The sequence below is a fragment of the Actinomycetota bacterium genome, from assembly GCA_040881665.1.
Lineage (GTDB): Bacteria > Actinomycetota > UBA4738 > UBA4738 > HRBIN12 > JBBDWR01.
The window spans coordinates 558,982-584,550 of record JBBECT010000005.1 but is presented as its reverse complement, the minus strand read 5'-3'; the positions used below and the strand labels follow the sequence as shown (position 1 = coordinate 584,550).

General features: G+C 70.5%; 25 protein-coding genes. 17 read left to right on the top strand and 8 right to left on the bottom strand.

Going from position 1 to position 25,569, the window contains the following annotated elements; translation table 11 throughout:
• Positions 1–195 precede the first annotated feature (195 nt).
• From WEF05_08595 to WEF05_08585, 3 genes are read left to right on the top strand one after another with little or no spacing between them, the layout of a single operon-like run.
• Positions 196–1,029, top strand: a complete 834-nt coding sequence (locus WEF05_08595; protein MEX1101940.1) for a PHP domain-containing protein — start codon at positions 196–198, stop codon at positions 1,027–1,029.
• A gap of 59 nt (positions 1,030–1,088) precedes the next feature.
• A complete protein-coding gene (locus tag WEF05_08590; protein ID MEX1101939.1) occupies positions 1,089–1,754 on the top strand; it encodes an HAD family hydrolase in 666 nt (221 codons plus the stop codon).
• A gap of 31 nt (positions 1,755–1,785) precedes the next feature.
• Positions 1,786–3,162 (top strand): NAD(P)/FAD-dependent oxidoreductase, encoded by a 1,377-nt coding sequence (locus tag WEF05_08585; protein ID MEX1101938.1) that lies wholly within the window; start codon positions 1,786–1,788, stop codon positions 3,160–3,162.
• Here WEF05_08585 and WEF05_08580 read toward each other — a convergent pair.
• From WEF05_08580 to WEF05_08565, 4 genes are all read right to left on the bottom strand, one after another.
• Positions 3,136–3,849, bottom strand: coding sequence for an adenylate/guanylate cyclase domain-containing protein (locus WEF05_08580; GenBank protein MEX1101937.1), 714 nt, complete (start codon positions 3,847–3,849; stop codon positions 3,136–3,138). The two genes, WEF05_08585 and WEF05_08580, sit on opposite strands and share 27 nt — an antisense overlap.
• Positions 3,850–3,923: 74 nt before the next feature.
• Complete coding sequence (locus WEF05_08575; protein MEX1101936.1) at positions 3,924–4,382, bottom strand: CBS domain-containing protein; 459 nt, start codon at positions 4,380–4,382, stop codon at positions 3,924–3,926.
• 223 nt (positions 4,383–4,605) lie between these two features.
• On the bottom strand, positions 4,606–5,943 hold the full coding sequence (locus WEF05_08570) for a metallopeptidase TldD-related protein (GenBank protein MEX1101935.1): 1,338 nt from the start codon (positions 5,941–5,943) through the stop codon (positions 4,606–4,608).
• Positions 5,943–7,421, bottom strand: a complete 1,479-nt coding sequence (locus tag WEF05_08565; protein MEX1101934.1) for a TldD/PmbA family protein — start codon at positions 7,419–7,421, stop codon at positions 5,943–5,945. The genes WEF05_08570 and WEF05_08565 overlap by 1 nt, the downstream gene beginning before the upstream one ends.
• Before the next feature lie 178 nt (positions 7,422–7,599).
• On the opposite strand from WEF05_08565, the gene WEF05_08560 reads away from it, so the two are divergent.
• Together WEF05_08560 and WEF05_08555 are read left to right on the top strand one after the other, a co-directional pair.
• Positions 7,600–7,971, top strand: coding sequence for a cupin domain-containing protein (locus tag WEF05_08560; protein ID MEX1101933.1), 372 nt, complete (start codon positions 7,600–7,602; stop codon positions 7,969–7,971).
• Positions 7,972–9,171, top strand: coding sequence for an amidohydrolase family protein (locus WEF05_08555; GenBank protein MEX1101932.1), 1,200 nt, complete (start codon positions 7,972–7,974; stop codon positions 9,169–9,171).
• Between the two features lie 25 nt (positions 9,172–9,196).
• Here the strand turns inward: WEF05_08555 and WEF05_08550 are convergent, their stop codons facing one another.
• From WEF05_08550 to WEF05_08540, 3 genes are read right to left on the bottom strand one after another with little or no spacing between them, the layout of a single operon-like run.
• On the bottom strand, positions 9,197–9,466 hold the full coding sequence (locus WEF05_08550) for a hypothetical protein (protein MEX1101931.1): 270 nt from the start codon (positions 9,464–9,466) through the stop codon (positions 9,197–9,199).
• Positions 9,467–9,479: 13 nt separating this feature from the next.
• A complete protein-coding gene (locus WEF05_08545) occupies positions 9,480–10,361 on the bottom strand; it encodes a PHP domain-containing protein (protein ID MEX1101930.1) in 882 nt (293 codons plus the stop codon).
• A 40-nt stretch (positions 10,362–10,401) separates the two neighbouring features.
• Entirely contained in the window at positions 10,402–11,364 is a 963-nt protein-coding gene (locus WEF05_08540) for a hypothetical protein (protein ID MEX1101929.1), read from the bottom strand.
• A gap of 204 nt (positions 11,365–11,568) precedes the next feature.
• Between WEF05_08540 and rmuC the strand changes: the two genes are divergently transcribed.
• The 11 genes from rmuC to WEF05_08485 all read left to right on the top strand — a co-directional run bounded on the left by rmuC (position 11,569) and on the right by WEF05_08485 (position 22,331).
• Positions 11,569–12,567, top strand: a complete 999-nt coding sequence (gene rmuC, locus WEF05_08535) for a DNA recombination protein RmuC (GenBank protein MEX1101928.1) — start codon at positions 11,569–11,571, stop codon at positions 12,565–12,567.
• A 91-nt stretch (positions 12,568–12,658) separates the two neighbouring features.
• Entirely contained in the window at positions 12,659–13,510 is an 852-nt protein-coding gene (locus tag WEF05_08530; GenBank protein ID MEX1101927.1) for an endo alpha-1,4 polygalactosaminidase, read from the top strand.
• An 86-nt stretch (positions 13,511–13,596) separates the two neighbouring features.
• Positions 13,597–14,649 carry an N-acetyl-gamma-glutamyl-phosphate reductase gene (gene argC, locus WEF05_08525; GenBank protein ID MEX1101926.1) on the top strand — a complete coding sequence of 351 codons (1,053 nt, stop codon included), beginning with the start codon at positions 13,597–13,599 and terminating at the stop codon, positions 14,647–14,649.
• A complete protein-coding gene (argJ, locus tag WEF05_08520; GenBank protein ID MEX1101925.1) occupies positions 14,646–15,836 on the top strand; it encodes a bifunctional glutamate N-acetyltransferase/amino-acid acetyltransferase ArgJ in 1,191 nt (396 codons plus the stop codon). Before argC ends, argJ begins: the two co-directional genes overlap by 4 nt.
• Positions 15,837–15,846: 10 nt before the next feature.
• Positions 15,847–16,746 carry an acetylglutamate kinase gene (gene argB / locus WEF05_08515; GenBank protein MEX1101924.1) on the top strand — a complete coding sequence of 300 codons (900 nt, stop codon included), beginning with the start codon at positions 15,847–15,849 and terminating at the stop codon, positions 16,744–16,746.
• A complete protein-coding gene (locus WEF05_08510) occupies positions 16,743–17,936 on the top strand; it encodes an acetylornithine/succinylornithine family transaminase (GenBank protein ID MEX1101923.1) in 1,194 nt (397 codons plus the stop codon). The genes argB and WEF05_08510 overlap by 4 nt, the downstream gene beginning before the upstream one ends.
• Entirely contained in the window at positions 17,933–18,463 is a 531-nt protein-coding gene (locus WEF05_08505) for an arginine repressor (protein MEX1101922.1), read from the top strand. Before WEF05_08510 ends, WEF05_08505 begins: the two co-directional genes overlap by 4 nt.
• A complete protein-coding gene (locus WEF05_08500) occupies positions 18,460–19,656 on the top strand; it encodes an argininosuccinate synthase (GenBank protein MEX1101921.1) in 1,197 nt (398 codons plus the stop codon). Before WEF05_08505 ends, WEF05_08500 begins: the two co-directional genes overlap by 4 nt.
• An 11-nt stretch (positions 19,657–19,667) precedes the next feature.
• Positions 19,668–21,113, top strand: a complete 1,446-nt coding sequence (argH, locus tag WEF05_08495; protein MEX1101920.1) for an argininosuccinate lyase — start codon at positions 19,668–19,670, stop codon at positions 21,111–21,113.
• Positions 21,114–21,181: 68 nt separating this feature from the next.
• The gene (locus WEF05_08490) at positions 21,182–21,568 is read left to right on the top strand and encodes a hypothetical protein (GenBank protein ID MEX1101919.1); all 387 of its coding nucleotides are present in this window, start codon (positions 21,182–21,184) and stop codon (positions 21,566–21,568) included.
• 58 nt (positions 21,569–21,626) lie between these two features.
• A complete protein-coding gene (locus WEF05_08485; GenBank protein MEX1101918.1) occupies positions 21,627–22,331 on the top strand; it encodes a cupin domain-containing protein in 705 nt (234 codons plus the stop codon).
• Positions 22,332–22,342: 11 nt separating this feature from the next.
• On the opposite strand, the gene WEF05_08480 is transcribed toward WEF05_08485, so the two are convergent.
• Positions 22,343–24,124: a VanW family protein gene (locus WEF05_08480; GenBank protein ID MEX1101917.1), complete on the bottom strand. Its 1,782-nt coding sequence runs from the start codon at positions 24,122–24,124 to the stop codon at positions 22,343–22,345.
• A gap of 122 nt (positions 24,125–24,246) precedes the next feature.
• Here WEF05_08480 and WEF05_08475 point away from each other — a divergent pair, with 122 nt between their 5' ends.
• Entirely contained in the window at positions 24,247–25,563 is a 1,317-nt protein-coding gene (locus tag WEF05_08475; protein ID MEX1101916.1) for a cytochrome P450, read from the top strand.
• The last annotated feature ends 6 nt before the right edge of the window (positions 25,564–25,569 follow it).

Here is a 25,569-nt window from a genome sequence, read left to right as displayed (position 1 = left end):
CCGTTCTGCAATCCAGCGACCTAGTTCTTTCGGGCCACTCAGGCACGGATCAGGTGTGCGGGCCTCAGATACGGGTTCCGTAGGAGGAAACGGCAGCTTGAGGGGTTCCGTCAGAAGCCTCCCTGTCGTTTCGCTGTCGGCTACCCCTGTGCACGGTGTGACGTCCACGCGGCGGCTCTGCGAGGATGCCGCGCCATGACCGGGATCGATCTGCACGTGCACACGAACTGCTCCGACGGGACGCTGACGCCCACCGAGGTGGTCGCCCTTGCGGCCGAGCGCGGCCTCGACACGATCGCGATCACCGACCACGACACGACCGAGGGACTCGACGAGGCGGCGACCGCCGGGGCGGCGGTCCGGGTCGAGGTCATCCCGGGGATCGAGTTCTCCACCGAGTACGAGGGGAGCAGCCTGCACGTGCTCGCGTACTGGGCCGATCCCGAGGCCCCCGAGCTCGTGGAGGAGCTTCGCCGACTCAACGATTCCCGGTTCCGCAGGGGAGAGCTGATGGTTGCCAAGCTCCAAGAGCTGGGCTACCCGATCACGTTCGAACGGGTGCGCGAGATCGCGGGGGACAAACTGATCGCTCGGCCCCATGTGGCGCAGGCGATGGTCGAGGTCGGGATCGTCCCCGACGAGAAGGCGGCGTTCACCGAGGAGTTCATCGCCGACGGTGGACGGGCCTGGGTTCCGAAGCACGCGTTGCACCCAGTGACCGCCCTCGAGCTGATCCGCAACGCCGGCGGCGTGTGCGTGATCGCGCACCCGGGCATGTGGAAGGGACAGGGGTCGGTTCCGGACGAGCTGATCGAGGCCATGGCCGAGGGTGGCATGGTCGGGATCGAGGTCGATCACCCCGATCACGACGCGGAGAAGCGCCGCCGGTACCGGGAGATGGGCGAGCGGCTCGGGCTCGTGATCACCGGATCGTCGGATTGTCACGGGGAGCGGTACGGCTTCCGGCTCGGTTCCGAGCGGACCGATCCCGGCGCCTTGGACGCGCTGCGTCGCGCGGCGGGACGCTGACCCGCGGTCCCGCACCGACCGGCGCATCGGACCGGGCGAGGGCTGCGTAGGATACGCTCGTGGGCGGATCGCTCGAGGTCGTGTTCTTCGATATCGGCGGGGTGCTTTACAGCGATGCCGTGTATCGGCGTGCCCTCTTCCTGGGACTGAACGATCTCGGTGCCGACGTGTCGCAGGAGGACTTCGACCGCGTCTACGAGGACCTGCGTTCGGGCCAGTCGGCATCGTTCCGACGATCGATCGCCGCGGCATTCCTCGGACCCGACCCGGACGTTGACGCGTTCCAACGGGCGACCGCCGTCCATTGGGCGTATCCGCCGGAGGCGCTCGAGCCCGACGTGCTGCCCTGCCTGGAGTCCGTTCACGGCCGGTATCGCCTGGGGATCGTCGCGAATCAGCCGAGCCACGTTCGCTCCGCGATGCAGCGCGACGGGATCGACCGGTTCTTCGATCTGTGGGGTGTCTCCGAGGATCTCGGGATCGAGAAGCCGGACCCGCGGATCTTCGCGATCGCGCTGGAGGAGGCCGGGGTTCCCGCGGACGGGACCGCGATGGTCGGCGATCGTCTCGACTACGACGTTCGCCCGGCGAAGGACGTCGGTATCCACACCGTCTGGCTGCTGCGCGGGGAGGCGCCGGCGAACCCGACGGCCGAGCAGCTCGGCGTTCCCGAGGCCCACATCGCGAGCCTGCGCGAACTGCCCGGCGTGCTGGGGTCGATGTGAATGCCCGCGCTTCGGTCCGGGGAGACCGCCGATGCGGATCCTGATCGTCGGCGGCGGATCGGTGGGGGTGTTCGCTGCGCGCACGCTCCAGGATCGGCTGTCTCGGATGGGCCATGAGCTGGTGCTCGTGAATCCGGAGAACTACATGCAGTACCAGTCCCTGCTTCCGGAGGCCGCCGCCGGGAACATCGAACCGCGACACGTGGTGGTGCCGCTCCGTCAGGCGTTGCGCAGGACGCGGCTGATCGTCGGTGAGGTGCAGCGGATCGATCACGAGCGCCGCATCGCGCGGATCCGCCTGATCGACGGGAGCACCCGCGAGCTCTCCTACGAGATCCTGATCCTCGGTCCGGGGTCTCGGTCGCGCACGCTACCGGTTCCCGGGCTCGCCGAGCGGGCGGTGGGGTTCAAGACCGTGGCCGAAGCGATCTTCCTGCGCAACCACATCCTCGGGTGCCTCGATCTCGCGGCCGAGACCTCCGATCCGCAGGAACGTCGAGCCGCCCTCACGTTCGTGTTCGTGGGAGCCGGATATGCCGGCGTCGAAGCGCTCGCGGAGCTCGAGGACCTCGCGCGCGCAGCCGCGCGCTACGTACCGACGGTGGAGCGCGCCCACATGCGGTGGATCCTCGTGGAGGCGGGGCCGACGATCCTTCCGGAGATCGGCGCGTCGCTGGCCGGCTACACGACGCGCGCGCTGCGTCGGCGGGGGATCGAGGTGTTCACCGACACGCGCCTGGGATCGGCGACCGACGGACGGATGGAGCTCTCGAACGGTCACTCGTTCGACGCGGGAACGCTCGTGTGGACCGCCGGCGTCAAGCCCGAGCCCCTCGCGATCGTGTCCGGGTTGCCGACCGACGAGCACGGTCGGCTCGACGTCGACGATCGGCTGCGCGTGCGCGGCGTTTCGGATGTGTGGGCCGCAGGCGACGCCGCCGCCGTCCCCGATCCGAACACGGCGAGCGGGATCAGTCCGCCGACGGCGCAGCACGCGACGCGACAGGGCAAGCGGATCGGCAGGAACGTCCTCGCGGTGTTGAGCGGGCGCGAGCCCGCGCCGTTCCGCTACCGCACGCTCGGCGCTCTCGCGTCGCTCGGTCGTTACAAGGGTGTCGCGCGCGTCCTCGGGATCCGCCTGCGTGGATTCCCGGCATGGTTCGTGGCGCGCTCCTACCACCTGCTGATGGTTCCGACGTTCAACCGCAAGGTGCGCATCGTGTTCGACTGGACGGTGGGCTTGTTCTTCCCACGCGACCTCGCCCAGCTCGGTTCGCTCCAGGCGCCCCGGGAGCCGTTCGAGCGTGCCGTCGGAGATGCGCGACTCGCGCCGCGCGGCGAGGGCGATGCGGATGACGCGGACGACTCGGCGAGCCGTTCCTCACTCGCTCGCGGCGAACCCCAGTAGGCAGAACGTCTCGCGACGCTCGCCGTGGATGTTCAGCTCGATCGTTCCCTCGGCGTGGACGGACGCGTCTTGGGTCACGTGGCCGAGTGCGTCCGCGGAGAGCAGGATCTGGCCGGGCCCGGCGTCCGCCGCGAGGCGTGAGCTGAGCGCGTGGAGGATCCCGACGGCGCGGAACGGCACCGGCGAGACGCCCCCGACGGCGAGGTCGACGACGCTTCCGGTATGGACCCCGGTTGCCGCATCCAAGCCTTCGCGCTCGCGTCCGTGGCCGTGTCCCGCTTGGACCGGCGCGTCGGCCGGATCCGATGCCCGCACGAGGTCGCGGATCTCGACCGCGGTCGCGACGGCGCGACGGGCGTGGTCGGTCTGCGCGAAGGTCGCGAGGAGCACCGGGGCCGTTGACGTTCCTTCGACCCGAAGATCCTCGGCTCCTCGCGCCAAGAGCGCCGCTGCCGCCCGATCGACGGCGGTCTCGACCGCCCGCCGCGCGCGTTCGGGGGGGACACGGGATCCGAGACGCTCCGCTCCCCGGATCTCGACCTCCACCACGCTCACCCGGCGCTCGGGTCCCAGCGGTGCCTGCACCGGCTCGGAGGCGGGCGTTCCCGGTCGTCGGCGCGCCCGTGTGCCGCTGCGACCGACGGGGAAGGCCACCACGTTCGATGCGTCGGTTCGCTCCTCGTCCACTTCATGGCTATCGGCATGCGCGGGTGCCGGACTGAGCCCGGGGAGCAGAGGGGCGGCCGCGTGACGCTACCGCGTCAGCTGGCGCTCGAACGGTTGATCTTGGCCGCTGCCGAGAGGGTCGTGTGGCTGCGGTGCAGGTCCGCGAGCTCGTGGCCACCGGAGATCTCCTCGACGGCCCAGGTGGTGAGGTCGCGGATCGACACGATCCCCACGAGCGCGCCGCGGTCGAGCACCGGCAGGTGGCGGATCTGGAGCCTCGCCATGTGCTCCGCGACCTCGCCGATGTCGGTCTTGCTGTTCACCGTGTCGAGCTCGCGCGTCATGCGGTTGCCGATCTCGATCGTTCGCGGGTCGAGGCCTTCGGAGACGACGTTGACCAGGTCGCGTTCGGTCACGATCCCGGCGAGCGCGTCGCCCTCGAGAACGACGACCGACGAGATGTGGTTGTCGTGCAGCAGCCGGGCGACGTCGGCGAAGGTATCTCCCGGGCGAGCCGTAACCACGTTCGCCTTCATGACCTCTGCGACCTGCATCTTTCCTCCTCGGAGACGGGGAAGTTGAGGAGTTCAGCGTACCGCTCCGCCCCCAGGTCCCGCCAGGTGCTTCCCAGGCCCAGCGTGCGGCCGAGGGAGGGGGAGCGGAAGGGCTCGAGATCGGGTTAGCGGGACCCTCCGAATCGGGGAGCCGATCGTGTCCACGACCCATGGCTCGATGCTGGTCATAGCTCGATGCGGGTTCGTTCGCGTTCGATGGGCGCTAAGAAGAAAACGTGAAGCGGTCGATCTTGAGCGCGGGCACGCGGCTGACCCCGAAGAAGAACTCCCCCGACAGCTCGGCACGCGTGCCGACGAGGCTCGTGTCCCTCAGAGCTTCGAGGATCGACTGGGTGAAGCGGAGGTTGGCGACCGGACCCACGACGCGGCCGTTCTCGATCAGGAAGGTTCCGTCGCGCGTCATGCCGGTGATCGTCGAAGCGATCGCGTTCACGACGTTGGTGTAGTGGAACCTGGTCACGAGCAAGCCTCGCTCGGTCGCGGCGATCATCTCCTCGACGGTCGACGAACCCGGTTCGAGGCACAGGTGCAGTGGGAGCGGGCCGTCGGGGTTCGGCGCCGGCAGGCCGTGCCCGGTCGACACCGTTCCCGCCTGCTTCGCCGTGCGCCGATCGTAGGCGCCCTGGCGGAACACCCCGTCCCGGATCAGGTCGAGCTTTCGCTTCGGAACGCCCTCGAAGTCGAACGGCGCTCCGATCGTCCCGGGATCGGTGGCATCGTCGACGATCGAGATCGAGGGGGCTGCGACCTGTGTGTCCTTTTTCCCCGACAGGCAGGACTCTCCCTCGAGCAGGCTCCGGCCACCGAACCCGATGAAGCCGAGGAAGTCCACGAGGGTGGAGGTGGCCGCCGGCTCGAGAACGACCTCGTAGGTGCCGGGATCGATCGGCTGCGGATCGGCGCTCGCGCCCGCCTTCCCCGCGGCTCGCGCACCGGCCGCGGCGCCGTCGACCCCGTCGATCCCCGGTGCGATCGCCTCGGCGAACCCGCTGCCGCCGTTCGGACCGGTCACGACGACGTTGAGTGCGGCCTGGGTGTGCGGTGCCCAGCACACCTGTCCCTCGGTGTTCGCGAGTCCGAGCTCGATCGCCCCGGTCTCGTAGGCGCCGGCCGCGTGCATCCCCGCTCCGCACCGGTCGACGACGGCGGCAACGGTTTCCGCTCGGTAGGCGGGACTCGCCTCCGCCGTCGTCGTATCGAGCGGGGCGGGCTCGGGGATCGGTGCCACCGGGGCCAGCCCCGGGAAGGCGGGGTCGGAACCGACCGCGTCGGTCATCTCTCGGGCGCTCCGCGCAGCGGCGACCGCGCCGTCGCGGGTTACCTCGTTCGTCTCCGCGACACCGATACGTCCGTCCCGCACGATACGGATCCGCAGGCTCGTGTCCTCCCGCGCCGTGCTCTGGTGGATCTGCGACGAGGCGAACCGGGTGTTCGCCGACCAGCTGTGCAGCAGGAGGGCCTCGACCCCGTCGACGCGATCGAGTTCGAGCGCAGGACCGACGATCTCCAGGAACGCATCGCGCCCGATCGCGCCCGGCATCAGCGGACCCCTGCACGCACGTTGCGGAACCGGGCGGGGCTCGTGCCGTGTCCGACGCGCGCGACCTGCCCGGGTTGTCCCTTCCCGCAGTTCGGCGTTCCCCACACAGTCCATTCCTCCGGTCCCGCCACCGCGTCACACGAGTTCCAGAACTCGGTCGTGATCCCCGCGTACGTCGGATCGCGGAGCGGCTCGGCGATAACGCCGTTGCGGATCCGCCAGGCGATCTCACACCCGAATTGGAAGTTCACCCGCTTGTCGTCGATCGACCACGACTTGTTCGTGGCCATGTAGATCCCGTCCTTCGTGTCCCCGATGATGTCTGCGAGCGATCCCTGGCCCGGCTCGAGGGAGATGTTCGTCATCCGGATCAGCGGCAGGTTCGACCACCCGTCCGCCCGCATCGTTCCGTTCGACGCCTCACCGATCGCCGGAGCGGTTTCTCGGCTCGAGATGAACTCCTGGAACACACCGTCGACCAGGATCGGCGTGCGATGCGCCGCCACGCCTTCGTCGTCGTAGGCGAACGATCCGAGCCCGCCGCGGAGCGAGGCGTCCGCCGTGATCGACACGAGCGGGCTCGCGTACCGAAGCCTCCCGCGGTCGCCGGGAGAGACGAACGAGGTGCCGGCGTAGGCCGCCTCCATCCCGAGCACCCGATCGAGCTCGACGGCGTGGCCGACCGACTCGTGGACCTGCAACTCCATCTGGCCGGAGTCGAGCACGAGGGTCGTGACCTCGTCGGGACAAGAGGGCGCCGTCAGGAGGTCGACCGCCTCGTGCGCCGTGCGCTCCGATTCGGAGAGCAGCCCGAGTGAACGGACGTGCTCGTAGCCCGCCCCGGCCAAATGGCCGCGGAACGAGTTCGGGAACGACCGTCGCTGGACCTGCCCGTCGGCGATCGCCGTGGCCTCGATGCCGCCCCCCGAATGCGTCACGGTCTGATCGATCGCCGCTCCGTCGGTGGATGCGAAGCACGTACGGCGTCGGTAGAAGTCCAGGACGCCCGAAGCGAAGGTCGTGCCGCGCACCTGCTGCATCCGGCGGCTCGCCTCCATCAAGAGAGCCACCTTCTCCTCGAGCGGGACGTCGAACGGGTCCTCCTGGCACGGCCCGTGCCAGTGGTCGGTGACCGGTTCGACGGGGGACAGCTCGACGGGATCGGCGGGGAGGAGCGAGGCCGCGCGCGCTTGCTCGACGGCGAGGGCGGCCGCGCGTTCGATCTCCTCGGCATCGGTGCGTGCGGTCGCGGCGAATCCCCAGCGTCCGGCGACGAGCACCCGGATCCCCACGCCCGAGGAGGTCAGCCGGTCGATGCCCTCCATCTCTTGGTTGCGGACCGTGAGGGATTCGGTCTCGTCGCGTCCCGCGCGCGCGTCGGCGTAGTCGGCTCCGGCGGCGGTGGCAGCATCCACCGCCCGTTTCGCGACGTCGAGCACGGGCTCCTCCTCGCCGTCGCGCAGACGCGAACGGCACACGTGGGGCGAAAGGGTATCAGCGCTCTGACCTGCGCTTGGGTGGGGAATCCGGCCGACCGTCACATCGGTCGTTCGGCCCACACACCGCGCCGGGTGAGCCCGCTGCGAGGCGGCGGCGTTCCGGGCGCTCGTGGGAAGATGCCCGTCCACATCGACGAGCACCGAGGAGGACGCACCCGTGCCGATCATCCGCTCCGACGACGCTCCCGGGTTCGAGCTGCCGGGCATCGACGTCACCGGCTACGCCGCGCCAGCACGCGGCTCGAAGGACTCGACGACCTACCGGCTCGACCTGCATCCGCGAGCCGAGCTGCCCAAGCACCGGCACGATCACGAGGAGATCGTCCATGTGCTGTCGGGGCCGTTCACCCAGGTGATCGACGACGAAGAACACGTGCTCCAGGCCGGAGACACCGCGATCATCCCCTCGGGTGCGCTCCACCATGGCTATGCGACCGACGGAACGGCCGCGCTGTACTGCGCGATGCCGGTGGGAACGGTGATGCAGCGCCTCGACGGCACCGAAGCCGTTCCGCCCTGGGCGAGCTAGATGGAGCTCTTCCTGGACGGTGTCACGCTCTTCGACGGGCGGACGCTGAGATCCAACTGCGGGGTCCTGATCTCCGAGGATCGCATCGAGTGGGTCGGTCCGCGTGGCCGCGCTCCGAAAGCGGCGGCTGCGGCGCACACCGAACCTGGCGAGGGAAGGACCCTGACACCCGGGCTGATCGACTGCCACGTGCACCTGACCTTCGACGGCACGCCGGATTTCGCGGGCGAAGCAGCCGACCTCACCCCGGCACTCGCGACGATCAAGGCGGTCAACAACGCCGCGCGGCAGCTGGCGCACGGGGTCACGACGGTCCGCGATCTCGGGGGTCCCTACAACGTCGTGCCGGACCTCGCGAAGGCGATCTCCGCCGGGCTCGTTCCGGGGCCGCGCACGCTGGCCGCCGGCCACGCCCTCACGGTCACCGGCGGACACGGGCACAACGTCGCGTTCGCCCGGGAGGTCGACGGTCCCGAGGCCTTGCGTAAGGCCGTGCGCGAGGAGATCCGTGCCGGTGCCACCGCGATCAAGCTGGTCGCCACGGGCGGTGTGCTCACGCCGGGGATCGGCCTGGAGTTCACCGCCTTCGACGTCGACGAGCTCCGGGCCGCCGTCGAAGAGGCGCACAAGTGGGGGCGCGTCGTCGCGGCGCATTCGATCGGCTACCACGGAACGGCGGGAGCGGTCGAGGCGGGTGTGGACTCGATCGAGCACGGCGCGCTGATCGACGCCGCCACGGCGAAACGCATGAAGGAGGCCGGCACCTTCACGGTCCCGACGCTCTCCGCGTTGCTCGGCATCGCGACGCACCCGGAGTCGGTTCCCGCGTATGCCGTCGAGAAAGCCCGGTCGGTCGTCGATCAGGCGCAGGAGTCATTCCGTCGCGTGATGCGCGCGGGAGTGCGGGTGGCCCTCGGGACCGATGCGGGCACCCCGCACAATCCCCACGGCAACGCACCTCACGAGATCGTGCGGATGGTGGAGTGGGGGATGACGCCTCTGAAGGCGATGCGGGCGGCGACGTCGGCCGCCGCGAAGCTGCTGCGGATCGACGATCGTGTCGGCTCGATCGCGCCGGGAATGCTCGCCGACATCGTCGTCTACGAGGGTGAGCCGCTGGAGGAGGTCACGACGATCCTCCAGCCTGCCCTGGTCCTGCAGGCCGGGCGGGTCGTCGCGGGAGAGCTCGGCCGCGGGTGAGCTCGTTCTTAGGCGTGGGAGCCGTTCAGGCGAACGCGTAGGTCTGTTCGCGGGAGTCGCAGGGATTGCCGCGTCCGAACCGGACTCGGCGGTCGGTGATGTCTGCGACCACCCAGAACACCGTCTTGCTCGTTCGGTCGCTTTCGGTCGCGTGCCGGCACAGGGACGGCGACGTCTCGTGGTCCGACAAGAGCTCCCGCATCGCCGCGACGTCGATCTCCCCGCGCCGCTCGTGCAGCAAGGCGCGCCCCCGTTCGTACCGGATCGCCGAGCCCTCCGAGTGCCATCGTGCCACGCTTCGGCCCCGCTCAGCGAGAGATCGGATGGGGGTGGGGCCGACGTTCCCGGAACCCGACGAGCTCCGTATAGCCGGCGTCATCGAGCACCTTGCGAAGGTCGTCGGCGCGATGCGCGACGTCGGGGAGGTCGTGGGCGTCCGACGCGGTGGTGACGGGCACACCGCGATCCCGGAATCGGGCGAGCAGCGGTGGCGCCGGATACGGTTCGTCCACGTACTCGTAGGCGGACGACGACACCTCCGTGGCGATGCCCGAGGATGCCGCGGCCTCGGCGATCCGGTCGTAGAACTCGTCGGGGATCGCGGGGCGAGGGTGGCCGGATGTCTTGATGTAGTCCGCGTGCGCGAGAACGTCGATCGCGCCCGACGCGGCGATCTCTTCGATCCCGCGGGAGTACTCGTCCCACGCGCGTTCGATCCCGCGGACGTTCCATTCCCGCTCATAGGCGGGTGAGAGGTCGGGGTCGTCATAGCACCACGCCCCGAGCCAGTGGACGGATCCGAGCAGCACGTCGAACGGGTAGTGATCGAGCACCGATGCGACCCTGTCCATCTTCCCCTCGAACAGGTCGACCTCGAGCCCGAGAACGATCGGCACGCCGGCACGTTTGGCTTCCAGCGCCGCCTCGACGTAGGTATCGAGCGAGATCTTCCCCTCCTCGTCCCACGCGCGGGCGAAGGGGTCGTGGAACGCCGCCGGGGAGTCGGGATCGTCCTCCCAGAACCGCCCCACCGCGTCGCTGATCTCGACGAATCGGGAGGAGTGCTCGGTCACCGCGATCTCGGTCACCCCGGCCTGCTGCGCTCGCTCCCAATACGCGGCGAGCCGTTCCGCCGTCACGTTCGCCGGTTGCCTGCCGTGTTCCCAAAGATGGAGGTGATAGTCGAGCATCGAACCGAGGCTACAGGCGAACGATCCCCGACGACGGCTCCTAGGTAGGCAACGGCGGGGGCGGTGGCGGAGCGGGGCCGAGATCGGCGGTCGATGAGGCCGGCTCCCGCTCGGCGTTGCGGGCCGCGACCGCGATGACCCCCAGCCCCACGATCGTCAGGACGAGCCACGCGATCCCGCCGAGGATGGGAACCAAGGCGATCAGCCGCACGACGATCCACCCGACGAGCAAGGCGAGGAACCGCGAGCGCGGTTCCTTCACGAACAGGCGACCCACCACGTAGGTGGCGACGGTGTAGCCGATCGCGTAGATCGCGAAGAGGGCGAGGAACAACCCGACCGCGAACGGGATGCCCACGAGCGTGACGACGGCCAACCCGCCGAGGATCGGAAGTCCCACGAACAGCGCCGCACCCCAGGCGAACGTCGCGCCGGTCGTGGAACGGAACGCTGCGGGAAGGCGTGTCATCCCGCGAGGAACGAAGGCCAAGAGCAGGATGCCGACCAACAGGATCGAGGCGGAGGCCGCGATCCAGAGCACGATCTTCGACGCGATCGCGAGCCCGACCTGCGTTCCCTCGAGGTCGATGCCCGTGGTCCGTCCTTCCACGGTCGCGCCGGGATCGACGGCCGGCGTCTCCCCGGTGACGAGGTCGCCGGTGACGCGGGCCCCGTCGGTGAGCTGTACACGACCGCTGAAGACGGTGACGGATCCCTCCACGAGCCCGGTGATCCGGGTGTCGCCGTTGAAGACGACGACATCGCCGTTCACCGTCCCGTCGATCTGGGCGGTCCCGTTGAACAGCACCACGCCGCTGACGAGGTCGTCCGGGCCGACCAGGACGCGTCCGTTCAGGACGACCTGGGTGTTCTCGTCGTAGGCGATGTCGGTGTCGGTGTCGGAGGGAAGGGGTTCGGGTGAGACCTGTGCAGTCGCGACGGCGGGGAACGACAGCAACACGAGGACGCCGAACGCGGCGACCACGATCCGGGTGCTCTTCATCGTGCGCTCCTTCCCTCGGTGGCTGCCCGACAAACCGGCGGCGTGTTCGTGGGTCCGACGCGTGTGCCCACCGAAGGCTAGTCGAGCCACGCACCTCGCGCGGACGCCCTGCCGGGCGTGCACGAGGATGTCGGTCCACCGGGCTACGGTCGAGGCGACGTCCCGGACCGGGACCGGGGCGCGTGCCTGGGAAGGAGCGTGGCGATGGGTCCGATCGCGATCGGAGTGGTAGCACTTGCCGTTGGGGCCGCGATCGGTGCGGGTCTCGTCGCGGTCCTTCGCGTTCGTTCGGGAGGCGCCGCCGCGGACGCCGGTTCCACCGCGCGGCTCGAAGCCCGGCTCGAGGTGCAGTCGGCAGAGCTGCGTCGGCTCGCCGACGATGCCCGGGGTCGGGACGACACCGCGCAGCGTCTGCGCGACGCGGTCGAGGGTGCCCGGGAGGCCGTGCACGAGCTCGGCGTCCGTGACGAGCACCGCCGGGCGCAGCAGCAGCTCGACTCCGACGTGATCCGCCGGCTCTCGACGGTGCTCGCCGGCGGCGCCTCGAAGGGTCGCGCGGGTGAGAACGTCCTGCGCCAGCACCTGTCGGAACTGCCGCCCGGCATGCTCGTCAACGAGTTCCGGGTCAACGGCAAGATCGTCGAGTTCGGGCTGCTGTTGCCCGACGGCCGTCGCCTGCCGATCGACTCGAAATGGTCGGCCCTCGCCGAGCTCGAGGCGCTCGAGGCCGCCACCGATCCGGCCCAGCGTGAGGCGCTCGCTCGCGAGGTCGAGAAAGTGGTCGTCGCCCGCGCGCGCGAGGTCGCCCAGTACCTCGACCCGGCGCTGACGGCCCCGCTCGCGGTGGCGGCGGTGCCCGACGCAGCCTACGACGTCCTTCGCCGCGCACACGCAGATGCGTTCGCCCGTGGTGTCGTGATCGTTCCCTATTCGTCCGCGCTGCCCATCGTGTTGTTCTGCTATTCGCTCGTCCAGCGCTACGGGGACGCCGGCGACGTTCAGGGATGTCTGGCCGAGCTCGGAGCGGTGTTCGACCTCCTCGAGGTGTCGCTCGAGAACAAGATCGTCCGCGGCGCGACGATGGTCGCGAACGGGGCGGACGAGTTCCGCTCGCAGCTCGGCAAGGCGCGCGGCTCCCTCGCACGGGCGAAGGCGACGGTCCCCGACGACGCGTCCGGGGGGGTCCTCGAGATCGTCCAGTGACCTGCGCTTCAGTGGCTCGCGCCCGGATGCCGATACCTCAACCCGATTGCGACGTCTCTCGCTCGTCCTCGCGCTGGCCTCCGCATGCTTGGTGGTTCCCGCGTCCGCCTCCGTCTCCGGCGCGGCGGGGGCGCATCGCTCCGAGCCCATCGCCGTCGGCGGTCTCGCCCGCGGGGTCGATCTGCCGGCACCGGTCCCGTGTCCCGGCTGCTACGCGCCGGATGACCTCGAGGTGCGTTGGCAGTGGCAGCTCCAGGGCGAGCTGGAGATCGACGAGTTCATCGACGACCACGGCGTCGAGCTGTTCGACGTCGACATGTTCGAGACCTCGGCGGAGCAGGTGGCGCAGATCCACGACGGCGGAGCCGCGGCGATCTGCTACATCAGCGCCGGGGCCTACGAGAACTTCCGGCCCGACAAGGGCAGGTTCCCCAAGCGCGTGCTCGGCAAGCCGCTCGACGGCTGGCCGGGGGAGCGATGGCTCGACATCCGACGGATCAAGGTGCTCAAGCCGATCATGCAGGACCGCTTGGATCGTTGTGCCACCAAGGGGTTCGACGCGGTCGAGTTCGACAACGTCGACTCGTACACGAACCCAACGGGGTTCCCCCTCACCGGAGCCGACCAGCTCCGTTACAACGTGATGCTCGCGAACGAGGCTCATCGCCGCGAGCTCGCCGCCGTGCTGAAGAACGACATCAAGCAGATCCCGAAGATGCTCGACTACTTCGACATGGCGCTGAACGAGCAGTGCTACCAGTACCGTGAGTGCGGGAACTACGACCTGTTCGTCGACGCGGACAAGGCCGTGCTCGGGGTCGAGTACGAGCTGGTCCCGGCGAAGTTCTGTCCGAAGGCGAACGCCTCCGGCTACAACTGGCTGAGGAAGGCCTACGCGCTGAAGGCCGAGCCGTTCCTGGACTGTCACGCCTGGGCCGCCTGAGCCGCCTGCTCGCAGCCGCTCTTCCTCGATCACCGGCAGCGTCCGGTTGACGCTGCGCTGCCCCTCCGTGCATAGTTATGCATCTCATGGCCGATCCATACACGCTGCGTGTCGCGGTCCTCGGCGCCTCCGGGTACACGGGGGGCGAGCTCGTCCGGCTGCTCGCCGACCATCCGTCGGCGGAACTGACCTACCTCGGCGCGCACAGCGCCGCGGGAAAGTCGCTGGCGCAGGTACAGCCACACCTCGCGTCGCTCGGTGAGGTGATCCTCGAGCGGATCGAGCCCGCCGCGATTGTCGAGCGCGCCGACGTCGCGTTGCTCGGATTGCCGCACGGCACGAGCGCTGAGATCGCCCCCGCGCTGCTCGATGCGGGCCTGCGTGTGGTCGACCTGGCCGGCGACTTCCGGCTCGACGCCGCGGCCTACCCCGAGTGGTACGGGTGGGAACACCCGGCGCCCGAGTGGCTGGAGAAGGCCGTCTACGGTCTGCCCGAGCTGTTCCGTGCCGAGATCGAAGGGGCCCAGCTCGTCGCCAACCCCGGCTGCTACCCCACGGGGGTTGCGATCGGGCTCGCGCCCCTGCTGGAGGCCGGCCTGATCGACGCGGAAGGGATCCTCGTCGACGGGAAGACCGGGCTGTCGGGGGCGGGACGCGCGGCCGACGAGTCGAAGCTGTTCACCTCCACCGAGGAGAGCATCCGGCCCTACAAGTTCCCCCGCCACCAGCACACTCCGGAGATGGAGCGCTCGCTCGCGCTCGCGACCGGGCAGTTGCCCTCCGTGCTGTTCGTGCCGCACCTCGTGCCGACGGTCCGAGGCGTTCTCACGACGAGCTACGCCCGCATGCGGGTCGACGCGACCACCGAGTCGCTCGGCCAGGTGCTGATGGACGCCTACGCCTCCGAGCCGTTCGTGCGCGTGCTCCCCGCGGGGCAGATGGTGGATTCGAAGCGGGTGCGGGGGACGAACGTGGTGGAGATCCAGGCCGTCGCCGATCCGCGGACCGGTGCCGCGATCGTCGTCGCGACCGAGGACAACCTCGTGAAGGGCGCCGCCGGACAGGCGATCCAGAACATGAACCTCCTCGCGGGGATCGACGAGACCGCGGGACTCCCGACGCTCGGGGTGTACCCGTGAGCGTGACGTTCCCGGCCGGGTTCCGCGCGGCGGGGGTGACCGCGGGTGTGAAGCCCTCGGGCGCTCCCGATCTCGGGCTGCTCGTCGCCGATGCTCCGTGCTCGGCGGCCGCCGTGTTCACGACGAACGCGTTCCGCGCGGCCCCGGTGGAGCTGTGTGCGCGGCGCCTCGCGAACGGCTCCGCGCAGGCCGTCGTCGTGAACTCCGGGCAGGCGAACGCGGCGACCGGCGCCGCGGGACTGCGCGACGCCGAGCGGCTCGCCGATGCCGTCGCCTCGGGGATGCATCTCGACCCCGACCGCGTGTTGGGGTGTTCGACCGGTGTGATCGGCGAGCCGCTGCACATGGACGCGCTCCTCGCGGGCGTTCCCGCGGCCGTGGGCGCGCTCTCGCGGCGTGGAGGGCCGGATTTCGCCGCCGCGATCATGACCACCGACACCGTTCCGAAGCAGGCGCAGGGAGCATCGGGATCCCATCGCGTGGGCGGCGCTGCCAAGGGCGTCGGCATGATCGCGCCGAGCCTCGCGACGATGCTCGCGTTCGTCACGACCGACGCGCCGGTGCCACCCGCCGCCGTGCATGAGCTCACGACCGAGGTGCTCGAGCCCGTGTTCGAATCGCTGACCGTCGATGCGAGCCCGAGTACGAACGACACCGTGTTGCTGATCGCCTCGGGTGCCGCGCGGGGAGCCGCCGTGACGCCGGGAACGGCGGCATGGGCCGGTCTCACGCGGACCCTCGAGGAGGTGGCCCTCTCGCTCGTCGACCAGCTCGCCGCGGACGCCGAGGGCGGGACCCACGTCCTGCTCGTGGAGGTCTCCGGAGCGGCGTCGACCGGCGATGCACGCCTGGTGGCGAGGGCGGTGGCGGACTCGCCGCTCGTCAAGACCGCCGCGTTCGGGGGCGACCCCAACCCCGGACGGATCCTGCAAGCGGTCGGTGCCTCGGGTGTTGCGATCGACCCCGGGCGGGTCGACATCGCGATCGGTGAGGTGCCGGTCGTGCGCGAGGGCGTGATCCCACCGGCCTACTTCGACCCGTCGGGGGACGAGGCCGCGCGCGCCGCGATGAAAGAGCCCGAGATCCGCTACCGGATCCGGCTCGGAGAGGGCGCGGGTACGAGCAGAACCTTCGGCTGCGACCTGTCCTACGACTACGTCCGGATCAACGGCGAGTACACGACCTAGAGGAGCACCGGTGAAGGACCTTCCACCCCAGATCCGCGAGCGGACGATCTCCAAGGCGCGAACGCTGATCGAAGCGCTCCCCTTCATGCAGGATCACCGAGGCAAGGTGGTCGTGATCAAGTACGGCGGGGCCGCGATGGACCGGTCCCCGCTCGTGCGTCCCTTCGCGGAGGATGTGGCGCTGTTGCTGCACTCGGGGATCCGTCCCGTGATCGTGCACGGAGGCGGTCCGCAGGTGACCGAGGTGTCCTCGCAGCTCGGGATCGAGACGACCTTCGTCGACGGACTACGCGTGACCGACGCGGCGACGCTCGACGTCGCGACGATGGTGCTGGCCGGCAAGCTCAACACCGACGTGGTTTCCGGGTTGCGATCGGGCGGCGTTCCCGCCGTCGGACTGTCGGGCGTGGACGGAGGCCTGTTGCAGGCGCGGCGGCAGACGGCGCCCGATCTCGGGTTCGTGGGCGAGATCGTGCAGGTGCACGGCCGGGTCGCCGGCACGCTCCTGGATGCCGAGTTCGTGCCGGTGATCGCATCGATCGCCTCTGACGAGGCCGGACAGGTCTTCAACGTCAACGCGGACGTCGCCGCCGCCGAGCTCGCGGTCGCGCTGGGCGCGGAGAAGCTCGTGTTCGTGGTCGACGTGCCGGGGATCATCGGTCCGAAGGGCGACCTGCTCTCCGAGCTCGGTTCGCAGGAGTGCCTCGACCTGCTCGCGGCCGACGGGGTGATCGCCGGCGGGATGATCCCCAAGCTCGAGAGTGCGGTGCGCACCGTGAAGGCCGGTGTCCGCCGCGTGCATCTGGTCGACGGCCGCGTCGAGCATTCGCTCGTGCTCGAACTGTTCACGCCCGAGGGGGTCGGCACGATGATCACCCCCGACGCAGGGACCCGGGAGGGATCGGGATGACGCTGCTCGGCGAGGCCTCCGTGATGCCGACCTACGCCCGGTACCCGCTCACGCTCACGCGGGGCGAGGGAATGCAGGTATGGGACGACCACGGCCGGGCCTACGTCGACTTCGCCGGCGCGCTCGGCGCAGTTTCGCTCGGACACGGGCATCCGCGCTGGCGCCGCGCGGTGCACGATCAGATCGACCGGTTGACGATGGTGAGCAACCTGTACGCGACCGAGCCGCAGGCGGAGCTGGCGGACCTCCTCTCGGGCGTCCTGCCGATCCCCGACGCGCAGGTGTTCTTCTGCAACTCCGGTGCGGAGGCGAACGAGGCGTCCCTGAAGCTCGTGCGCAAGCACGGCCTCGCGCGGGGTCGTGCGAAGATCGTGGCCCTCGAGGGCGCGTTCCACGGCCGATCCGTCGCGACGCTCGCGGCGACCGGCCAGCCCGCGAAGCGCGCCGCGTTCGAGCCATTGGTCGATTGGTTCGTGCACGTACCACCGAACGATCTCGCAGCCCTCGATGGGGCGCTGGGCGGCGACGTCGCGGCCGTCCTGCTCGAACCGGTCATGGGCGAGGGCGGCGTGATCCCGCTCGACGACGACTACCTCCGCGTGGTGCGCGACCTGTGCTCGGAGCGCGGCGCGCTCCTCGTGGCCGATGAGGTGCAGTCGGGCATCGGGCGCTGTGGCGACTGGCTGGCCGCATCGCGGTCCGGGGTCGTGCCCGATGTCGTCTCGCTCGCGAAGGGGCTCGGAGGCGGGCTCCCGATCGGCGCCTGCGTCGCGCGCGCCGACATCGCGTTCGCTCCCGGAGACCACGCCTCGACCTTCGGGGCCGGACCGGTTCCCTGTGCCGCAGGGGTCGCGGTGATCGAGACGATCCGCGACGACGGCCTGCTGGAGAACGCGCGCTCGCAGGGAACCGATCTGCGCGCTCGGCTCGAGGCGTCGGTCGGTGGATCGTTGCTCGCGCAGGTGCGCGGACGCGGGTTGCTCGTGGGTCTGGTCCTGCACCGGCCCGTAGCCCACGACGTCGCGCTCGCGATGCTCGCCAGGGGCGTGCTCGTGACCGAGGCCGGTCCCGATGTCGTTCGGATGTCGCCGCCCCTGATCGTGCAGGGCGAGCACCTGGAGCGAGCGGTCACGGCGTTCGAGGGGGCGCTCGAGGAGGTCGGTGCCGCCGTGGTCGGGAGCCCGGCATGAGCGCGCGCCCTCGCGCCGCCGATGGACGCCGGACCGACGCGAAGGCGAACGGGCGCGGTCGGTCGAGCGCCGCACTGAAGACGAAGCGTCAGCACGCGATCCTGTCCCTCGTCGGCCGTGAGCGCCTCTCGAGCCAAGAGGAGATCCGCGCGCGCCTGCGTTCCCTCGGACTGGAGGCGACGCAGTCGACGATCTCCCGAGACATCGAGGAGCTGGGGCTCGCTCGTGTCCACGATTCCGACGGGGTGCGGTACGTGGTGCCGGGCGAGAGCGATGCGCCGGGGCCGATCCGGTTGCTGCGGCACCTGCTTGACGAGTTCGCCCTGTCGTTCACGCCGGCCGACAACCTGCTCGTGATCCGAACCCCGCCCGGCGCGGCCAACGCCCTCGCCGAAGGGTTGGATCGCGTCGGGCTCGCCGATGTGGCCGGCACCGTCGCCGGCGACAACACGATCCTGCTCGTCGCCCGCGAGGGTGTGAAGGCCCGGGACCTCGAACGGGCGCTGACCCAGATCATGGAGGCATGACACCGATGAAGCGCGTAGTGCTCGCCTACAGCGGCGGATTGGACACCTCGATCGCGATCAAGTGGATGCAGGATCAGGGAGCGGAGATCTTCCCGGTCGCGATCGACATCGGCCAGCAGGAGGACTTCGACCGGATCGTGGAGCGCGGCGAGAGGGCCGGGGCCGCGCAGGTTCGCGTCGTCCGTGCCGTCGACCGGTTCGCTGACGACTACCTGGCGCCCGCGATCGCGGCGAACGGGCTCTACGAGCAGAAGTACCCGATGGTCTCCGGTCTCGCACGGCCGTTGATCGCCGAGGAGGTCGTGAAGGTCGCGAGAGACGTCGGAGCCGACGCCGTGGCGCACGGGTGCACCGGGAAGGGAAACGACCAGGTTCGGTTCGAGACGGCCTTCGGGGTGCTCGCGCCGGACCTGCAGGTCGTCGCACCGATCCGCGAGTCGGTGATCCCCCGCGAGAAGGCGATCGCGTACGCGGAGGAGATGGGGATCCCGATCTCGAAGGTCGCCACGGCCTATTCGATCGACGAGAACCTGTGGGGCCGCACCGCCGAGTGCGGTCCGCTCGAGGATCCTTGGGTCGCGCCGCCCGAGGACGTCTTCGCGCGCACCGCCGCACCCGGATCCAGGCCCACCGAGCCGACCGAGATCGTGGTCGGGTTCGAGCGCGGCCTCCCGATGTCCTACGACGGGGAGGAGGCCTCCCTCGCCGAGGTGATCCGCCGGACCGACGCGGTCGGCGGGCGGTACGGCTTCGGCCGCGTCGACATGATCGAGAACCGGCGCGTGGGCATCAAGAGCCGCGAGCTGTACGAGGTGCCCGGCGCGCTCGCGCTGATCCTCGCGCACCAGGCCCTGGAGGACCTGACGCTCGAGCGCGAGGTCGGCCACTTCAAACCGCTGCTCGAGCAGCGCTGGGCGGATCTGGTCTACGACGGCCTGTGGTTCTCGCCGCTGCGCCGGAGCATCGATGCGTTCGTCGAGCAGACCCAGCGTCACGTCGGTGGCGAGATCCGGTTGCGGTTCACGGCCGGCTCGTGCGTCGTGGTCGGGCGGCGTTCGCCCCACGCGCTGTACGACATGGAGCTGGCGACCTACGGACCCGAGGACCAGTTCGACCACGCGCACGCCGAGGGCTTCGTGCGCCTGTGGGGTCTGTCGACGAAGACCTGGTCGGCCCGCCAGGGGCTCGACTAGGCTCGCCCGTCATGGGCGAGACACCGTCGACGGCCGGGACGCACCCGGATCCGCCGGTCGATCGCGCGGACCCCGCCCGCGGAGCCGCGCTGTGGTCCGGCCGGTTCGCCACGCCACCGGCGCCCGAGGCGCATGCGCTCGGGGTGAGCATCGGCTACGACGTTCGGCTCGCACCGCAGGACGTCGAGGCCTCCGTCGCCCACGTCCGGGCCCTCGAGGCCGCCGGTCTGTTGACGGCCGACGACGCGACGCGCCTCGAACACGCGCTCCGCGAGGTCGGCGCCGCGATCGCGGACGGGTCGTTGACGCCCGAGCCCGCGGACGAGGACGTGCATTCGGTCGTGGAGCGCGGGGTGACCGATCGGCTGGGGGACCTCGGCGCGCGTCTGCACGCCGGGCGCTCGCGCAACGACCTCGTCGTAACCGACCTGCGTCTGTGGCTGCTCGCCGCGCGGAACCGCATCGGCGGCCTCACGACGATGTTGATCCGCGTCCTTCTCGACCGGGCGCGGGAGCACACCGAGACGGTCGTTCCCGGAACCACGCATGCGCGGCTGGCACAGCCGGTCACGCTCGGCCACCATCTGCTCGCGCACGCGTGGGCGTTGCTCCGCGACCTGGATCGGTTCGACGGCTGGGCGCGTCGTACTGCCGTCTCGCCTCTCGGCGCCGGAGCCCTCGCGACCTCGACCCTCGGGCTGGATCCGGCGGCGACCGCGGAACGGCTTGGGCTCGCGCGCGCGTTCGGGAACTCTCTCGACGCGGTGAGCGATCGCGACTTCGTGATGGAGTTCCTCGCGTCGGCGGCGATCTGTGGCATGCACCTGTCCCGCATCGCGGCGGACCTGGCCCGCTGGACCGACGAGAGCCTGGCCTGGGCCGAGCTCGACGAGGCGTACTCGACGGGGTCGAGCATGATGCCCCAGAAACGGAACCCCGATACGGCCGAGCTCGTCCGCGGCAAGGCGGCCCGGATCGCCGGGGACTTCACCGCGCTCGCCGCTCTCCTCCAGGGTCTGCCGCTCGGCTACCACCGCGATCTCCAGGAGGACAAGGAACCCGCGTTCGACGCCGCGGACACCCTCGAGCTGTCGCTCCCGGCTCTCGTCGGCGCGATCGGGTCGGTGCGCTTCCACCCCGAGACGATGCGCGCGGCCTGCGAGCCCGCCGGACTGTACGCGACCGACCTCGCTGAGGCGCTCGTCGCCGGCGGGGTCGCGTTCCGGGAGGCCCACCGTCGGACCGGGGAGCTGCTGCGCCGGCTCGCCGAGGAGGGACGGACGCTGCGCGACCTCTCCGTCGAGGGATGGAAGGCGTTCGGCGTTCCCGAAGGCGCCGCGATGCTGGACCCCGACCGATCGGTGCGTGCACGAACGACCCCCGGCGGTCCCTCTCCGGACCAGGTCCGAGCGCAGATCGCCGAGATCGAGCGCGAGCTCGCACAACGACGCTCGTGAGTCGGGGAACCCGCTCCGATCCCTACGAAGGTCGGCCGTACCGGGAACGTGGACCGATCCGCGGTCCGGTGTTGATCGCCACGGCCGGCGTCGTGCTCGCCGCCGGGATGACGATGACCTGGGTCCGGGTGCCGGGGGCGGACATCGACGTGCGGGGGATCGATGCGTCCACGTCGGTGCAAGTACTCGTGTTGTCCCAGGCGGCGGCTCTCCTGGTGCTCGGCTGCATCCGGCGACGCCTGTCGGCGGTCCTCGCGATCGTGCTCTCGATCACGGTCGCCTGGCGGGGGGTACTGATCCTGCGCGACGGGGTCGCCCTCGCGGCCAGCGACCTCGGGGATGTGTCCTTCGGACCCGGAACCTGGCTCGTGTTCGCCTCCTCGATCCTCGCGCTGGCCGGGGGAGCGATCCTGCTCGGGGAACTCGCCCGCGCGCCTCGCGGCGACCGGGGGTAGGCTGGGCGACCCGGGTCCGCCCGGCCCCGAGGAGCGCCGTGAGAGAGGGGAGTGCCGGATGAGTCAGCAGACCGTCGACATCGAAGTGGTTCGCTACGCGCCGGATGCGTTCGACTGGCAACAGCTGCCTCCGCCGCCGGAGGACACGAACCCGCCGGGCGAAGAGACGGTCCTGTTCCGTTCGGCCGACGGGAACATGAGCTGCGGCTTCTGGCGCCGCGTCCCCGAGCGTGGGCGCCTCGCGCCGCCGTTCGACGAGATCATGCAGATCCTCGAGGGTGAGGTCGACATCCACCAGGGCGACGACACCGTCCACCTCGGTGCCGGCGACATCCTCAGCGCGCCGAACGGCGCGGACGCGATCTGGGATGCGCACTCTCCCGTCTTCAAGTTCTGGTCGGTGTTCCAGGGCGAGGCCTCGCCTGGCGCGCGCGTCACCACGATCCACCCGAAGGAAGGGCTGCGCTGGCAGGAGGCGTCGATCCCGCCCGACGACGGTTACGAGGCCGGTCGCGAGGTCGTCGCGTTCGAGCGCGGGCCGTTCAGCTGCGGGTTGTGGGAACGCGACCAGCAGGACCGCGACTTCGAGCGGCCCTTCGACGAGGCCGCCGTCATCCTGGAGGGGGAGATCGAGATCACCACGGTCGAGGGCCGGACGCTGCTGGCCGGGCCGCGCGACGTTGTGATCACCCCCAAGGGCAGTCGTGGCCACTGGAAGAGCCTCCGCCCCGTGCGCAAGTTCTGGGCGATCTACGAGTCGTAGTCCGGCGACGGCTACTGATTCTTGTAGTAGGTGCGGAACGTGTCGCGATCGATCACGTCGCCTTTGCGGTCGGAGATCACGCGCTCGACGAGCACCGTGAAGCCGGCCTTCGTCTCGCTCACGAGCTCGGGGTCGGTCGCCTCGACCTCACGTCCCGGGTTCGTGCCGTAGATCGAGACTGTCACGGAGGTCGATCCCGCGCTCGCGAGGATCAAGGCGGCATCCTTCGTGTCGTTGGTGAACTTCAGATCGGGCGCCGTCCATGACACCGTGGCCTCCCGCCCGAGGGGGTAGCGGTCGAAGTAGAAGCTGTGCGCCTGATACTCCTGGAACGGGAGCCCGGAGAAGAAGGCCGCGTTGAACGTGGTCGTCGCCAGCTGTGACACGCCGCCGCCGATCTGTTCCTTGAACTTGCCGTCGACGATCGCGGGCGCTTCGACGTAGCCGCCCTCGAGGGTGCGCTGGCCGAGGACGCCGTTCATCGAGAACTGCTCTCCGGGCTCGAGCACGGTCCCGTCGATGCCGGCGGCCGCGGTCTGGATGTTGATCACCCGTGACTCGCCGGCCGGGTAGTAGGTGGTGAACGTCGCGAGACGCTCCCGGATCCCGAGTGCCTCGGCGTCCTCGGTCGAGAACCCCGGCTCCAGTGGAACGAGGCCGACCCGGCCCTGACGGGACGGGCTCGTCGCGATGCGCAGCAGCCGGGTGGCCGCGAGGGCGGGATCGATCGTGCGGCCGGAACGCGAGTCCCGGATACGCACCCTTTTGCCCGCCATGAACTCCGCGTCGCGCGCGGGGATCTCGATCCGCCGGCGATTGGGCTCGAGCAGGTCGCCGACGCGCGTCGGCGCGAAGCCGAGGACGAGAGGGCGCTTGGCCGCGGGGTCGATGCTGGTGCGGACCAGAGGACCGAGCTCTTCGGGCTGCAGCGTGATCTCGGTGCCCTTGAAGTCCGCGGTGATCGGCGCCGAGATGACCTCCTCGGTCGTGCGGACCGCCGCCGCGACGTCCTCGGCAGTGGTGAACGGATCGCGGCGATGCGCCGGGAGCACGGGATCGGTCGGACCGGCGTCCCCGTTGACGACGTCGGTCGCCTGCTCGGCGAGAGCTGCCGGGTCGACGCCGAGCCCGGGCGCGGGATCGCGCGCGAGCACCTCGTCGTCCACCACGCGAACGAGGCCCTCTCGGGGAGCGGCGCCGAGCCGCTCCTCCCAGCCGATCGTCACTTCCGCGACGTCGCCTTCGTCGAACCCGCCGAGCCATGGGATCCCCACGGAGCCGAACAGGCCGCGGATCCGGTCCCAGACCCGTGTCCACGGCAACCCCTCTTGCCCCACCTCCATCGCGCGCTGCCGGGTCGCCGGCACGTCGGGAGTCCAGCCGAGCTCGGCCGGGGTGGTCGCGAAGATCTCTCCCTCGTGCCGGAACCGGATCGGTTCGGAGGCGAGGGTCTGGGCACGTTCACGGAGCGCCTTCGTCGCGGCCTCGGGGCTGAGCCCGCCGATATCGATCCCTCCGACCTCGACCCCGCCGGAGACCCGCCCGCCGTAGACGAGGGAGTCGACGACGAGGAATCCCGTCACGAGCACGAGCAGCGGAACCAGGACGATCGCGACGTGGGTCCGGTTCCAGGTACGGGGATCGGCGGCCGCGCCCGCACGCCGGAAGCCTCTGGCCGCACGCTCGCGAGCGGTTCTGCCCGGCCCGCCCCCCCCGCCGTCCGGCCGGTCGGACCCCGCGCTCGTCCCCTCGTGGGAGGAGGTTGGATCGAGGGGGGGCGTGTCGCTGTCCACGGGGGAAACAGCGTACGAGAACGCTCGATCGGACACGGAGGGAATGCGCCACGGGTCGAGAGCGGATTCGAGCCCCGGCCGCATCCCTTCCCGTCCGCGCAGCGGTGGGGCACCCTTGGACCATGCGAACCGCTCCGCCGGGGATCGATCGGCCACCCGCTCCGCTGTTCGGTGCGGCGACCTCGCTGGCGCTCGCCACCGATCCGCTCGGTCTGCTCGAGCGGGCCGCCCGCCTCGGCGATGTCGTCGGGCTCCGGGCCGTGGGAGTCGACGCCGTGCTGGTGAACCATCCCGAAGGTGCGTGGGAGGTGCTCGTCACGAACGCGAAGCGGATGCGGAAGGGTCCGACCGCCGACGTGCTGCGCCGTGTGCTCGGGGACGGTCTGTTGACCTCCGAGGATCCGGTCCATCGACGGCAGCGGCGGTTGCTCCAGCCCGCGTTCTCGCGCGAGGCGGTCGCCGGGTACGCGATCCACGCCGCAGACCTCGCCGCCCGGCGTGCCGATCGATGGATCCCGGGCCGGCCGATCGACCTCGTTGCGCAGATGCGGTTCCTCGCTCTGGAGATCGTGGTCCGGGCGCTCTTCGGTGCCGGCGTTGACGCCGGGCGAGCGGCGGCCGTCGCGGACGCGATCGGGACCATGGTGGACGGCATGCGCCGGCTCCGCCTTCCGGGCGGCCGCCTCCTCGAGCGTGTGCGGACGCCCGGTGTTCGAGGCGTGGAACGTGCGCGAGACGACCTCGATCGCGAGCTGGCCCTGATCGTCGCCGAGGGGAGGGACGACACCTCGCTCGCCGGGTCGCTGCGTTCCGCCGGCGACCCACGTCAGGTCCGCGACGAGCTCATGACCCTGCTCGTCGCCGGACACGAGACAACCGCGGCGGCACTGGCGTTCGCGTGGGAGGCGATCGCCGCCTCGCCGCCGGCCGAAGCGGCGCTCCACGCCGAGCTCGACGACGTGCTCGCCGGTCGGGACCCCGCGCCCACCGACCTCGAGGAGTTGCCGTTCACCGGTGCGATCGTGCACGAGACGCTGCGTCTGTTTCCCCCGTCGTGGGCGATCGCGCGACGGTGCCGCGAGCGATCGGTGCTCGCGGGGACCCCCGTTCCCGAGGGGACGACGATCGTCGTTTCGCCGTGGCTGCTGCATCGCGACCCGCGCTGGTGGAACGACGCCTCGTCGTTCCTTCCCGAGCGTTGGGGTGTGCGCGAACGCGGGGCCCACCGGCCGTCCGAGCGCGGCGCCTACCTGCCGTTCGGAGCCGGTCCCCGAGCGTGCATCGGAGCGCCGCTCGCGAACGCCGAGCTCGTGCTCGCGCTCGCGACGATCGGGCGCCGATGGCGCTTGCGCCCGGTGTCGGCTGATCCTCTTCGGTTGCAGGCCGTCGTCACGCTCCGCCCCCGCGGTTCCCGGTGGGTCGTGCCGGTCCCCCGTTGACCTCGC